This is a genomic window from Flavobacterium beibuense (assembly GCF_004151245.1).
GTDB classification, from domain to species: domain Bacteria; phylum Bacteroidota; class Bacteroidia; order Flavobacteriales; family Flavobacteriaceae; genus Flavobacterium; species Flavobacterium beibuense_A.
On the sequence record NZ_JUIW01000011.1, the window covers coordinates 162,005 to 174,938 of the forward strand.

The window sequence follows — 12,934 nt, forward strand, 5'->3', positions numbered from 1 at the left end:
ATAAACCATACGGCAAGTCCCTTCCGGGTTTCGGGAGGGATGTCGTAATTTAAAGAGAATATGAAAAAGTCAGTTTTATTACTATTATTATTTATGGTTTCTGCAAAGTCTTTTGCACACTTTATGTGGGTTGAAACCGCACTAACAGGTAAAGTAAACCAAAAGCAGGAAGTAAAAGTTTATTTTGGCGAATACACTTATAATGTAATCGAAAAGGTAAATGAGGAAGCCTTTGGTAAAATGAAAAAGTTTACGATATGGGTTGTTTCCCCTAACGGAGAAAAACAACAACTTGAGGTAACACCGGGAGAAACTTTTTTCACAGGTTATTTTACCCCAAAAACAAACGGTACTTATACTGTTGTACTAAATAATAATGAAATTGACGTTATAGATTATACCCAATATGACTTTGGGATATTCAAAACACATTACCATTCTGTAGCAAAGGTAGAAGTAGGTAACAAACCTGCCGAAACAGCGGCTATTAACCCTGAAGGGTTAACAATTGTAGATATTACCAAAAAAGAGCACAAAGAAAAAGGCGAAGCTACCTTAAAAGTGCTTTATAAAGGTGAGCCTGTAAAAGGTCAGGAAGTTACCGTATTTATTTCAGACCTTTGGTCTAAAAAAGTATGGACAGATGAAAACGGACAGATACAGTTTTCATTCCCGTGGAAAACAAAATATATTCTTGAGGTAACAACAAAAGAAGAAATTCCTGGAAGTTATAACGGCAAAGAATATCAGTTTATTTGGCATTGTGCCACTTATGCTATTCCTTTAGGATAAAAGTTTATGAGCAAAAAGAAAGGTAAAAAGAAAAAAGGCTTTAAGCATTGGATCTGTAAAATGCATTTATGGCTGGGGTTAACCTCCGGCCTGATGGTTTTGTTCCTAGCGGTTACAGGATGCATTTATGTGTTTAGCCAGGAAATTATAGAGTGGCAGCGAAGCGATGAGATTTACGTTCCTGAGGTTAAGGAAAACCGTCTGCCTGTAAGTGCCTTATGGGAGCAAACACAAAAAGCAATAGGCGATACCATTCAGATAAACGATGTTCACGTTTATAAAAACCCTGAAAAATCGCTGGAGTTTCATTGCTTTAAGGCAAATCCTGAATCAGAATCCATATGGTATTTTAATACCGTTGAATACTATTATAAGGTATATACCGATCCTTACACAGGTAAAGTACTTGGCATTTACAATGAAAAGATGGATTTCTTTAATATTGTAAAGATGCTTCACTGGAGCCTTTTACTTAAAACCGAAATCGGCCAGCCAATAGTAGGTTGGGGTACCTTTATTTTTGTAATAATGCTTATTACAGGTATTATACTATGGTGGCCTAAAAATAAGGCAGCCCGCAAACAGCGCTTTAAATTCCAGTGGAAAGATTCTACCCAATGGCGCAGGAAAAACTATGACCTGCACAACATCCTTGGCTTTTACATTTCTGTTATCGTACTTATTATAGCCTTTACCGGAATGGTTTGGGCATTCACCTGGTTTCAAAAAACAGTTTATGTTATAGGTTCACAAAGCATAACGCTTCCTGAGGTTGTAAAGAAAGAATCGGTTACAAGTAATAACGATAAAGACATCGCTTTTGATAAAGCATGTGCCTATACCGAAAAAGAATATAGCGATGCCGATGCCTATAGTATAGGCAAACCGGTGGAAGACAAAGGAGTTATTGATGTATATGTTCAGCAATATCCGGGTAAATATTATGTATACCACCAGCTTATGTTTGACCAATACACCGGTGAATTATTACATAAGCGCAACCACAGCGAAAAGAACTTTGGTGAGAAACTTATTACGGCAAACTACGATATACATGTGGGTGCCATACTGGGTATTCCGGGTAAGATAATTGCCTTTATTGCCAGCTTTATAGCGGGTATGTTGCCGGTTACCGGGTTTCTTATATGGTGGGGACGAAGAAACAAAAAAGGAGGAAAAACAAAGCCTACAGTTTCTAAGCAGCAAACAATATAAAAAGTAATTTACGGCCAGAGCCGTATCTTGAGTTAGTGTATTCTATTTTTTACAAAAAAAGGCTGTAAGTATAATCCTTACAGCCTTTTTAAATAAATAAGTTTTTTAACGACTTACTTATTTAAAACTACAGCTTCTTTAGACCACTTCTTAATATCTGCGATCCTGCTGTCATTATAATCTACCTCGTTAAGGATAGACCCGGTCCAAAAGAACCATTTTCCTGTTTTTTCTCCGTTTACATACTCCCCTATCGCCTGTTTGGTTCCGTCTTCATTGTAAGCCACCCATTGTCCGTGAAGCTTACCATCCTTATTATAATAACCCTGTTGTTTAACCTGTCCGTTATCATAATAAAAAGTTGCTTTAACAGTTTGGCTTTCTAATTCATATTTTGGCTTTGGAGTCTCTTGTGCTGTAACAAAACATGCTGATAACAGCAATCCGGCAATAATTATCTTTTTCATATCTCGTTTTGTATTTATATTTACTATTATTACTACGAATATACAAAATTATTTTACACTAAATATACATTCACTTAACAATTTGGTAACATTGAGGTAAGATTTAACATTGAATATTTCATCAATCTAACCAAATACCTAATAAATACTATACATTTCAGAGATTTCTTGTTTTAAATTAAAAATTCTTTTACATAACATTAAGTTTACATCAAAACTTCAAAATTTTAAGATTTAACCTACAATATTGAAATGTTATAGTAAATTCTCTCCTTATATATATAGGTATATTTCTAAAATAATTTATTTTGACTGCCTAAGTATGAGCATAATTGGTAATTGTTGCTAAATTTGCACATCTAAAATTAATTGAGATAATGTATAGAAGTCATAATTGCGGAGAGCTTAACGCTTCGCATATCAGTCAGGAAGTAACTTTAGCAGGATGGGTACAAAAAACGCGTAACAAAGGTTTCCTTATATGGGCCGACCTTAGGGACCGTTATGGCATTACGCAGTTAATATTTGACGAGGCAAGAACACAAAAAGAAGTTTTTGAGCTTGCTGCAACATTAGGCCGTGAGTTTGTTATACAGGTAAAAGGTACAGTTATAGAGCGCGAGTCTAAAAACCCTAACATGGCTACGGGAGAAATAGAAATCCTGGTAAAAGAGCTTACTATACTTAATGCTTCACAAATCCCTCCGTTTACTATTGAAGATGAAACAGACGGTGGTGAAGATATCCGTATGAAATACCGTTACCTGGACATACGCCGCAACCCGGTAAAAAATAGCCTTCTTTTCCGTCACAAAGTGGCAATGGAGGTTAGAAATTACCTTTCAGGACAAGGCTTTATCGAGGTTGAAACTCCGGTTCTTATCAAATCAACTCCTGAAGGAGCACGTGACTTTGTTGTACCTTCAAGAATGAACGAAGGTCAGTTCTATGCACTTCCGCAGTCACCTCAAACATTCAAGCAGCTACTTATGGTAGGCGGTATGGATAAATACTTCCAGATTGTTAAGTGTTTCCGTGATGAGGATTTAAGAGCCGACAGGCAACCGGAATTTACACAGATAGACTGTGAAATGGCTTTTGTGGAACAGGAAGATATCATCCAGATATTTGAAGGCTTAACACGCCACTTATTAAAAGAACTTAAAGGCATTGAAGTAAGCGCATTCCCAAGAATGACCTACGATGAGGCCATGAAAAAATATGGTAACGACAAACCGGACATCCGTTTTGGAATGGAGTTTGGCGAACTGAACGAAGTTGCCCAACATAAAGATTTTGGAGTATTCAACAGTTCAGAACTTGTTGTGGGTATTGCCGTACCGGGCGGTGCCGCTTATACCAGAAAAGAGATAGATGGACTTATTGACTGGGTTAAACGCCCTCAGGTAGGTGCCAGCGGAATGGTATATGTTAAATGTGAAGAAGGCGGAACCTATAAATCATCAGTAGACAAATTCTACGATCAGGAAGATCTTAAAAAATGGGCCGAAGCTACAGGTGCTAAAGAAGGTGACCTTATATTAGTACTTTCGGGCGACGAGTTTAAAACACGCACACGCTTAAGTGCTTTACGTATGGAGCTTGCAACCCGTTTAGGTTTAAGAAAACCGGAAGAGTTTGCTCCGCTTTGGGTAGTAGACTTTCCGCTATTGGAATGGGACGAGGAAACAGAAAGATTCCACGCTATGCACCACCCGTTCACATCGCCAAAACCAAATGATATCCCGTTACTGGAAACCGAACCGGCAAAAGTTAGGGCTAACGCTTATGACCTTGTACTTAACGGAAACGAGATAGGCGGCGGATCGATAAGGATACATGATAAGGCTACACAACAGTTAATGTTTAAATATCTTGGTTTTACCGAAGAGCAGGCTAAAGCACAGTTTGGTTTCCTTATGGACGCATTCCAGTATGGTGCACCACCACATGGTGGTCTTGCTTTTGGTTTTGACAGGCTTGTGGCTATACTTGGCGGACAGGAAACAATTCGTGACTTTATTGCATTCCCTAAAAACAATTCAGGCCGCGATGTAATGATTGATGCACCATCAACTATTGATGATGCACAGCTTAAAGAGCTTAGCATAAAAGTAAATTTGGCATAAGCCAATTCTACATATAATAAAAACGGGCATCGATTGATGCCTGTTTTTATTTTTTATCTCCCTTATATTGACTTAAACCAACAGATTTGGAGCTTAATTTGTAAGCTACGTATAAGAATTAATGTACCAGATAATCAAAACTTTAACATAGAGACAGTATATAGTTTAAAACTCAATTAGACAAGTCATTTTCAAAAGAGCTCAGTAAAATCAAGTACTCACTACATGATTAATAATTGGTATTTTGAACTTTAATTTTAAATATTTTCAATAAAAAATGTGAAAATTAAAAATTATTAAATTTTTTTAACATTTTTTCTTTGCGGTGTCATAAATAAGTTTATCTTTGACCATTATTAATTATTTTTTTTATTACACAATGCGCACAGGCAAAGTAAAATTTTTCAATGAGTCTAAAGGTTACGGATTCATTACAGACGACGAAACAGGAAAAGACATTTTCGTTCATGCTACAGGAATCAAAACGGAGGATCTTCGTGAAGGTGACAAAGTAAGCTATGAAGAAGAAGAAGGAAGAAAAGGTAAAGTAGCTGCTCAGGTAGTAGCTATTGACTAATATAAAAATATTATCGATTACCTATTAGGCTTAAGCCGCTCTGTTACAGAGCGGCTTTTTTCTGTTAATAACACACTTAAAATCATTTTTTTAAATATTTTTTTAAGAATAAATTAACAACTAAAATCTATTTTTAAACATTCAATATTCTGATTGAAAACAATATAGTTTTTATTTTTATTCGTTCTAAATAAAAATTAAGGCAATAGGACTCATCAATGAGCAAATCCTTTAAATAGTTCAGGCAGGACATGTATATTTGTGAATTGATTTAATAATTTAACCCAGTTATGCAAACAAATCAGGTAGACTATTTCCCTATATTTATGCAAATGGCGCTTGCCGTGGGCTTTGTGGTTGCGACCATTATTGTTTCTAACTTTTTAGGACCAAAAAGGCACTCGGTAAACAAGGATAAAAACTTTGAATGTGGTGTAGAATCCGTAGGTAATGCACGTATACCGTTCTCTGTAAAATATTTTTTAGTCGCCATACTATTTGTATTATTTGATGTAGAGGTAATTTTCATGTATCCGTGGGCCGTAAATTTCCGCGATATGGGATTTGAAGGTTTTTACAAAATGGGCATCTTTATGCTGCTTCTAGTTGTAGGCTTCTTTTATGTAATTAAGAAAAAAGGACTGGAGTGGGAATAGTATTAGGTATGCTTTTTGAGGCTTAATTACCTGATAATCAAAATTAAATTACTATGAGCAATTCATCAGATATAAAATTAGTAGACGCTCCCGAAGGAGTGGAAGGAAACGGATTTTTTGCAACAAAACTTGACTCTGTAGTGGGTCTTGCCCGTGCTAACTCGCTATGGCCTCTTCCGTTTGCAACATCATGCTGCGGTATTGAGTTCATGGCAACCATGGCATCACACTATGATGTGGCACGTTTCGGATCAGAGCGTATGAGCTTCTCTCCGCGTCAGGCAGACATGCTTTTGGTTATGGGTACCATTGCTAAGAAAATGGCCCCTATCCTTCGTCAGGTTTATGAGCAGATGAGTGAACCAAGATGGGTAATCGCTGTAGGTGCCTGTGCATCATCCGGTGGTATATTTGACACGTACTCTGTACTTCAGGGCATTGACAAGGTAATACCGGTAGATGTTTATGTACCGGGATGCCCGCCAAGGCCGGAGCAGATTCTTGAGGGTATAATGCAGCTTCAGGAAATCGTAAAATCAGAATCAGTTAGAAGAAGAAATTCTCCTGAGTATAAAGAATTATTAGCTTCTTATAATATTTCATAAAGTAATGGCTTTAGAAACATCTGTTATACAGGACAAGCTTACAGCAAAATTTGGTGACAATGTAACCGGATTTATCCAGCAAAAAGATATATTTTCCTTTGAAGTTGCCTCTGATTCCATGAACGAGGTAATGCGTTTTCTAAAAGAAGACGACGTTTTACGCTTTAACTTCCTAACCGACATTTGCGGCGTGCACTACCCTGACTCTGAAAAAGAGAGACAGTTTGCTGTGGTATACCATATGCATAACTGGATGGACAACGTGCGCATCAGGTTTAAATGTTTTTTAAACGGTGATAACCCTGAAATAGAAACAGCTACTAACCTGTTTTTAGGTGCTAACTGGCAGGAACGTGAAACGTATGATTTTTACGGCATTATATTTAAAGGTCATCCGCAGCTTAAAAGAATACTTAATATGGACGAAATGGAATCGTTCCCTATGAGAAAAGAGTTTCCTCTTGAAGATGGTGGCCGTACCGATAAGGACGACCGCTTCTTTGGTAGAACTCCGGATAATGCTAATAATAACCTGAAATAATTTTTGATATAAAATGTCAGACCTGTTATTACCACCAGAACACCGCTACGCCAAACAGATTGAGGAAAGGCGCAATGAAGATGGCAGCGAACTATCTGTGCTAAACCTTGGGCCTACGCACCCTGCTACCCATGGTATTTTCCAAAACATCCTGTTAATGGATGGCGAAAGAATACTGGATGGCGAAGGTACTGTAGGGTACATTCACCGTGCATTTGAAAAAATTGCAGAAAACAGGCCGTTTTACCAAATCACTCCGCTAACAGACAGGATGAACTACTGCTCTGCTCCTATTAATAATATGGGATGGTGGATGACTCTGGAAAAGGCTCTTGATATAGAAGTTCCTAAAAGAGTACAGTACCTTAGGGTAATCATAATGGAGTTGGCACGTATTGCCGATCACATTATCTGTAACTCAGTACTGGGTGTAGATACCGGTGCGCTTACAGGCTTCTTATACGTTTTCCAGTACAGGGAAAAAATATACGAGATATACGAAGAGATTTGCGGTGCCCGCCTTACAACCAATATGGGTCGTATAGGTGGTTTTGAAAGGGACTGGAGCCCTGCCGCTTTTAAAAAGATAAACGAATTCCTTGAGGAATTCCCTGCTATCTGGACAGAATTTGAAAACCTGCTTACCCGTAACAGGATTTTCATGGACCGAACAATTAATGTAGGCCCTATTTCTGCAGAAAAAGCAATGAGCTATGGTTTTACAGGCCCTAATCTAAGGGCTGCGGGCATTGACTATGACGTTCGTGTTATCACACCATATAGCTCTTACGAAGATTTTGAATTTAATGTACCAGTAGGTAAATCAGGTGATACATACGACAGATTCTGTGTGCGTAACGCAGAGGTTTGGGAAAGTTTGAGCATAATCCGTCAGGCTTTAGACAAACTTCCGGAAGGCCCTTACCATGCTAATGTACCGGATTACTACCTCCCTCCTAAAGAAGATGTTTACAACAACATGGAGGCACTTATATACCACTTTAAAATTGTTATGGGTGAAGTGCCTGTACCAAAAACTGAAGTGTACCACGCAGTGGAAGGCGGTAACGGAGAACTTGGTTTCTACCTTATTACCGACGGAAGCCGTACACCATACAGATTACATTTCAGAAGGCCATGCTTTATATACTATCAGGCCTTTAATGATATGGTTAGAGGACAAATGCTTTCTGATGCAATCGCAACACTATCAAGCCTCAATGTAATTGCAGGCGAATTAGACGCTTAATGACTATGGAGATTTCAAACGCAAAACAGGTTATAAATATAGATGCTAAACTAACGGAGCGCATCAACGAACTATTAAGCCACTACCCTGCCGATAAGAAAAAATCGGCTTTGCTTCCGGTACTTCACGAGGTACAGGATGCTCACGATAACTGGCTGAGCATAGAGCTTCAGGACAAGGTTGCCGAAATACTGGAAATTAAACCTATCGAGGTTTATGAGGTGGTTTCGTTTTACACCATGTTTAACCAAAAGCCTATAGGCAAGTACATGTTTGAATTTTGCAGAACATCCTGCTGTGCAATTCGCGGTGCCGAAAACCTTATGGACTACACTTGCGAAAAGTTAGGTATTAAGGAAGGCGAAACAACTCCAGACGGTATGTTTACCGTAGTAGGTGTTGAGTGCCTTGGCGCTTGTGGTTATGCACCTATGATGCAGCTGGGAGATTACTATAAAGAACATCTTACTAAAGAAAAAGTAGATGAGATTATAGAGGATTGCAGGAACGGCAAAGTTAATTTACACTAATAAGGACCATTATACCAAGTAACAATGGCTAGAAAAATATTATTAGAACACGCAAACATACCGGGTATTAAAACCTACGAAGTGTATCGCCAAAACGGGGGGTACCGCTCTGTAGAGAAAGCTATAAAAAGCATGACTCCGGATGAAGTTGTGGAAGAAGTTAAAACTTCAGGACTTAGAGGACGCGGGGGGGCAGGTTTCCCTACCGGTATGAAATGGAGTTTTATTGACAAAAAATCAGGAAAGCCAAGACACCTTGTGTGCAATGCGGATGAGTCGGAGCCGGGAACTTTTAAAGACCGTTTCCTTATGGAGTACATCCCTCACCTGCTTATTGAAGGTATGATCACTTCGAGCTATGCACTGGGCTGTAACCTTTCTTACATCTACATTCGTGGAGAATATATGTGGGTATTCCGCATATTGGAAAAAGCAATTAAAGAAGCCTATGCTGCAGGATGGCTGGGCAAAAATATATTAGGTTCTGGTTACGACCTTGACCTGCACGTACACTGTGGTGCCGGAGCATATATATGTGGTGAGGAAACTGCCCTTATAGAATCGCTTGAAGGTAAAAGAGGTAACCCAAGAATTAAACCACCGTTCCCTGCGGTAAGTGGGTTATGGGCAAACCCTACAGTGGTAAATAATGTTGAATCTATTGCAGCAGTGCCGTGGATTGTAAACAATACCGGAGAAGAATATGCTAAAATAGGTATTGGCAGATCTACAGGAACAAAACTAATTTCTGCTTCAGGTCACATTAAGAACCCTGGTGTATATGAAATAGAACTTGGCCTTAGCGTAGACGAGTTTATGAACTCTGATGAATACCTTGGAGGTATGATGGACGACAGGCCGTTAAAAGCATTAGTACCGGGAGGTTCATCAGTGCCAATTCTTCCTTCTCACCTTATTTATAAGAATGCAGAAGGCGGTGACCGTTTAATGTCTTATGAGTCATTAAGCGAAGGCGGATTCCAGTCGGGCTCTATGCTTGGTTCAGGTGGTTTTATCGTTTATAACGATACTACCTGTATCGTTCGCAACACATGGAACTTCTCCCGTTTTTACCACCACGAAAGCTGCGGACAGTGTTCGCCTTGCCGTGAAGGTACAGGATGGATGGAGAAAGTACTTCACAGGATTGAAACAGGCCACGGCCGTGAAGAAGATATTGAACTGCTATGGGATATCCAGAGAAAAATTGAAGGTAATACCATTTGTCCTCTAGGAGATGCGGCAGCATGGCCGGTAGCAGCAGCTATACGCCACTTTAGGGAAGAGTTTGAATACCACGTTCGTTTCCCAGAAAAAGTTAAGAACAGAGATCACTTTGTTGCCGAGCCTTTTGAAAAGGTAAGACACCTGGTAGCAAAGCAGGAAATATAGGCCCCTCCCGGCCTCCCTAAAAGGGAGGAGAGAGGCACAACGTAAGTAAAATTTAATTACCCGAATTCCCCCGTTAGGGGTTTAGGGGGCTTAATAATTATGAAAGTAACAATAGACGGTCAGGAAATAAATGTAGAACCGGGGACCACCATCCTTCAGGCTGCAAGAATGATAGGCGGCGAATCTGTACCGCCGGCAATGTGCTACTACTCTAAACTAAAAGGTAGCGGTGGTAAATGCCGTTGCTGTTTAGTAGAGGTTTCTAAAGGTAGTGAAGCCGACCCAAGACCAATGCCAAAACTAATGGCATCGTGTGTAACAGGTGTTATGGATGGTATGGAGGTAAAAAGTATCTCATCTGAAAGAGTGCTTGATGCCAGAAAATCGGTTACCGAATTCCTATTGATAAACCACCCGCTTGACTGCCCTATTTGCGACCAGGCAGGAGAATGTGATTTACAGAACCTTAGCTTTAAGCACGGATCTGCTAAAACACGCTATATAGAAGACAGAAGAAGGTTTGAACCGGAAAACATTGGTGACAAGATACAGCTTCACATGAACCGTTGTATCCTTTGCTACCGTTGTGTAATGACTGCTGACCAACTTACAGATAACAGGGTTCACGGTGTGGTAAACCGCGGAGATCATTCTCAAATCTCTACCTGTATCTCAAAAGCTATAGACAATGAGTTCTCAGGAAACATGATTGATGTTTGTCCTGTAGGAGCACTTACTGATAAAACTTTCCGTTTTAAGCAAAGGGTATGGTTTAACAAACCGTTTAACGCCCACAGAAACTGTGATAAGTGTTGCGGTAAAACTACCCTATGGATGTTTGGCAACGAAATACAAAGGGTTACTGCACGTAAGGATGAATACCATGAAGTGGAAGAATTTATCTGTAACGAGTGCCGTTTTGACCATAAAGATGTAAACGACTGGGTAATTGAAGGGCCTAGGAAGTTTGAAAAAGATTCTGTTATCAACCAGAACAACTACACAAGAAACATTGAGCCTGTTAAGATTGATACAGAGAAAAACATACTGTTAGGAAGGGATCAGGACAGAAAGAAAATCAGTATGCCGGCAGTGCCTCTTAAAGAAGGCGAAGTAAAGGTTTTTAAAGAAGGTAACGTATAGATATGGAACAGTCAATAATAATTGAAAAAAGCATTTTTATTGTTGTAATATTTGCCATTACCATGCTTATGGCAATGTATGCCACATTGGCCGAAAGGAAAGTTGCTGCATGGTTACAGGACCGTATAGGCCCTAACCGTGCCGGTAAAGGTGGTATACTACAACCCCTGGCCGATGGTTTAAAACTATTTGCCAAAGAAGAGTTTTTCCCTAATACGCCAAACAAGTTCCTATTCGTTGCGGGTCCTGCCATTTCAATGAGTACGGCTTTAATGACGAGTGCTGTTATCCCTTGGGGTGATAAGCTTCATTTATTTGGTCGTGACATTATCCTTCAGGCTACCGATATCAATGTTGCCATGCTTTACATCTTCGGGGTACTTTCTGTAGGTGTTTATGGTATTATGATTGGAGGATGGGCTTCTAACAACAAATTCTCCCTAATGAGTGCCATGCGTGCTTCTTCCCAAATGATTTCTTATGAGGTTGCCATGGGTCTTGCTATCATCGCTCTTATCATGATGACAGGAACTCTTAGCTTGAGAGAGATTTCGGCTCAACAGGCCGGTATGAACTGGAACGTATTCTACCAACCGGTAGGTTTTCTTATATTCTTAGTATGTTCGTTTGCGGAAACTAACCGTACGCCGTTTGACCTTGCTGAATGTGAGGCCGAGCTTATAGGTGGTTACCATACTGAATATTCGTCAATGAAAATGGGCTTTTACCTATTTGCAGAATACGCGAGTATGTTTATTTCCTCTACTATCCTTGCCGTACTTTACTTTGGTGGTTACAACTACCCTGGTATAGAATGGGCTACAGAGAATTGGGGTGTAAACGCTGCTAACATTATAGGTATAGGGGTACTGTTTGCTAAAATATGCTTCTTCATATTCTTCTATATGTGGGTGCGTTGGACAATACCAAGATTCCGTTATGACCAGTTAATGCGTTTAGGATGGCAAATGCTTATTCCGCTTGCCATAGCTAATATTATAATTACAGGGATTGTTATTTTGCTTACTCAGTAAGCCTTGAAAAGTATCTAAATGAATGCCTCCTGTAAAGGACGGATTAAAAAAATATAAAATGTCAATAGAAACCATATCATTATCGGGTAGAAAAAAAGAGGTTTCCAACAAAAAGATGACTTTTTGGGAAAGCCTTTATCTTGTGGCGATAGTAAAAGGATTATTTATCACCATCCGACATTTATTTAAAAGAAAAGTAACCATTAAGTACCCTGAACAAACCAGGGAGCTTAGTCCGGTATACAGGGGTCAGCACATGCTTATGCGTGATGAGGAAGGAAGAGAGCGTTGTACGGCTTGTGGTCTTTGTGCGCTTTCATGTCCTGCAGAGGCTATCACTATGAAAGCTGAAGAAAGGAAACCGGACGAAATGCACCTTTACAGGGAAGAGAAATATGCATCTATCTATGAGATTAACATGCTTAGATGTATTTTTTGCGGACTGTGTGAAGAGGCTTGCCCTAAACAGGCTATTTACCTTACTAAGTCGAGAGTTATGGTAAAACCTAACAGCGACAGGGAAGAATTCATCTACGGAAAAGATAAACTGGTTATGCCTCTTGACATGGCTATTAAGAACACTCAAATGAAAACGGCTAATTAA

14 protein-coding genes are annotated in these 12,934 nt (G+C 39.4%); 13 read left to right on the top strand and 1 reads right to left on the bottom strand.

What is annotated here, in order from left to right:
* Positions 1 to 60: 60 nt before the first annotated feature.
* Both NU09_RS15485 and NU09_RS15490 read left to right on the top strand, forming a co-directional pair.
* Positions 61 to 792 (top strand): DUF4198 domain-containing protein, encoded by a 732-nt coding sequence (locus tag NU09_RS15485; RefSeq protein ID WP_129752212.1) that lies wholly within the window; start codon positions 61 to 63, stop codon positions 790 to 792.
* Positions 793 to 852: 60 nt separating this feature from the next.
* Positions 853 to 2,007, top strand: coding sequence for a PepSY-associated TM helix domain-containing protein (locus NU09_RS15490; RefSeq protein ID WP_262708033.1), 1,155 nt, complete (start codon positions 853 to 855; stop codon positions 2,005 to 2,007).
* Between the two features lie 113 nt (positions 2,008 to 2,120).
* On the opposite strand, the gene NU09_RS15495 is transcribed toward NU09_RS15490, so the two are convergent.
* The gene (locus tag NU09_RS15495) at positions 2,121 to 2,474 is read right to left on the bottom strand and encodes a toxin-antitoxin system YwqK family antitoxin (RefSeq protein WP_129752214.1); all 354 of its coding nucleotides are present in this window, start codon (positions 2,472 to 2,474) and stop codon (positions 2,121 to 2,123) included.
* Between the two features lie 377 nt (positions 2,475 to 2,851).
* Between NU09_RS15495 and aspS the strand changes: the two genes are divergently transcribed.
* The 11 genes from aspS (at position 2,852) to NU09_RS15550 (ending at position 12,934) form a co-directional block, all read left to right on the top strand.
* Entirely contained in the window at positions 2,852 to 4,603 is a 1,752-nt protein-coding gene (aspS, locus tag NU09_RS15500) for an aspartate--tRNA ligase (RefSeq protein ID WP_129752215.1), read from the top strand.
* A 379-nt stretch (positions 4,604 to 4,982) separates the two neighbouring features.
* On the top strand, positions 4,983 to 5,180 hold the full coding sequence (locus NU09_RS15505) for a cold-shock protein (protein WP_129752216.1): 198 nt from the start codon (positions 4,983 to 4,985) through the stop codon (positions 5,178 to 5,180).
* 290 nt (positions 5,181 to 5,470) lie between these two features.
* The gene (locus NU09_RS15510) at positions 5,471 to 5,836 is read left to right on the top strand and encodes an NADH-quinone oxidoreductase subunit A (RefSeq protein WP_129752217.1); all 366 of its coding nucleotides are present in this window, start codon (positions 5,471 to 5,473) and stop codon (positions 5,834 to 5,836) included.
* Between the two features lie 53 nt (positions 5,837 to 5,889).
* On the top strand, positions 5,890 to 6,441 hold the full coding sequence (locus NU09_RS15515) for an NADH-quinone oxidoreductase subunit B (protein WP_129752218.1): 552 nt from the start codon (positions 5,890 to 5,892) through the stop codon (positions 6,439 to 6,441).
* 4 nt (positions 6,442 to 6,445) lie between these two features.
* Positions 6,446 to 6,982, top strand: a complete 537-nt coding sequence (locus NU09_RS15520; RefSeq protein WP_129752219.1) for an NADH-quinone oxidoreductase subunit C — start codon at positions 6,446 to 6,448, stop codon at positions 6,980 to 6,982.
* 13 nt (positions 6,983 to 6,995) lie between these two features.
* Entirely contained in the window at positions 6,996 to 8,231 is a 1,236-nt protein-coding gene (locus NU09_RS15525) for an NADH-quinone oxidoreductase subunit D (protein ID WP_129752220.1), read from the top strand.
* Positions 8,232 to 8,236: 5 nt separating this feature from the next.
* Complete coding sequence (gene nuoE, locus NU09_RS15530) at positions 8,237 to 8,761, top strand: complex I 24 kDa subunit family protein (RefSeq protein WP_129752221.1); 525 nt, start codon at positions 8,237 to 8,239, stop codon at positions 8,759 to 8,761.
* Between the two features lie 24 nt (positions 8,762 to 8,785).
* Entirely contained in the window at positions 8,786 to 10,153 is a 1,368-nt protein-coding gene (nuoF, locus tag NU09_RS15535; RefSeq protein WP_129752222.1) for an NADH-quinone oxidoreductase subunit NuoF, read from the top strand.
* Between the two features lie 99 nt (positions 10,154 to 10,252).
* Positions 10,253 to 11,296: a 2Fe-2S iron-sulfur cluster-binding protein gene (locus NU09_RS15540; protein ID WP_129752223.1), complete on the top strand. Its 1,044-nt coding sequence runs from the start codon at positions 10,253 to 10,255 to the stop codon at positions 11,294 to 11,296.
* A gap of 2 nt (positions 11,297 to 11,298) precedes the next feature.
* Positions 11,299 to 12,330: an NADH-quinone oxidoreductase subunit NuoH gene (nuoH, locus tag NU09_RS15545; RefSeq protein ID WP_129752224.1), complete on the top strand. Its 1,032-nt coding sequence runs from the start codon at positions 11,299 to 11,301 to the stop codon at positions 12,328 to 12,330.
* Between the two features lie 58 nt (positions 12,331 to 12,388).
* On the top strand, positions 12,389 to 12,934 hold the full coding sequence (locus NU09_RS15550) for a NuoI/complex I 23 kDa subunit family protein (protein ID WP_129752225.1): 546 nt from the start codon (positions 12,389 to 12,391) through the stop codon (positions 12,932 to 12,934).

Bases quoted from the DNA above. Each gene is read 5' to 3' on its own strand.
- NU09_RS15485 (WP_129752212.1), top strand. From the start codon at position 61: ATGAAAAAGTCAGTTTTATTACTATTATTATTTATGGTTTCTGCAAAG.
- NU09_RS15490 (WP_262708033.1), top strand. From the start codon at position 853: ATGCATTTATGGCTGGGGTTAACCTCCGGCCTGATGGTTTTGTTCCTA.
- NU09_RS15495 (WP_129752214.1), bottom strand. From the start codon at position 2,474: ATGAAAAAGATAATTATTGCCGGATTGCTGTTATCAGCATGTTTTGTT.
- aspS (WP_129752215.1), top strand. From the start codon at position 2,852: ATGTATAGAAGTCATAATTGCGGAGAGCTTAACGCTTCGCATATCAGT.
- NU09_RS15505 (WP_129752216.1), top strand. From the start codon at position 4,983: ATGCGCACAGGCAAAGTAAAATTTTTCAATGAGTCTAAAGGTTACGGA.
- NU09_RS15510 (WP_129752217.1), top strand. From the start codon at position 5,471: ATGCAAACAAATCAGGTAGACTATTTCCCTATATTTATGCAAATGGCG.
- NU09_RS15515 (WP_129752218.1), top strand. From the start codon at position 5,890: ATGAGCAATTCATCAGATATAAAATTAGTAGACGCTCCCGAAGGAGTG.
- NU09_RS15520 (WP_129752219.1), top strand. From the start codon at position 6,446: ATGGCTTTAGAAACATCTGTTATACAGGACAAGCTTACAGCAAAATTT.
- NU09_RS15525 (WP_129752220.1), top strand. From the start codon at position 6,996: ATGTCAGACCTGTTATTACCACCAGAACACCGCTACGCCAAACAGATT.
- nuoE (WP_129752221.1), top strand. From the start codon at position 8,237: ATGGAGATTTCAAACGCAAAACAGGTTATAAATATAGATGCTAAACTA.
- nuoF (WP_129752222.1), top strand. From the start codon at position 8,786: ATGGCTAGAAAAATATTATTAGAACACGCAAACATACCGGGTATTAAA.
- NU09_RS15540 (WP_129752223.1), top strand. From the start codon at position 10,253: ATGAAAGTAACAATAGACGGTCAGGAAATAAATGTAGAACCGGGGACC.
- nuoH (WP_129752224.1), top strand. From the start codon at position 11,299: ATGGAACAGTCAATAATAATTGAAAAAAGCATTTTTATTGTTGTAATA.
- NU09_RS15550 (WP_129752225.1), top strand. From the start codon at position 12,389: ATGTCAATAGAAACCATATCATTATCGGGTAGAAAAAAAGAGGTTTCC.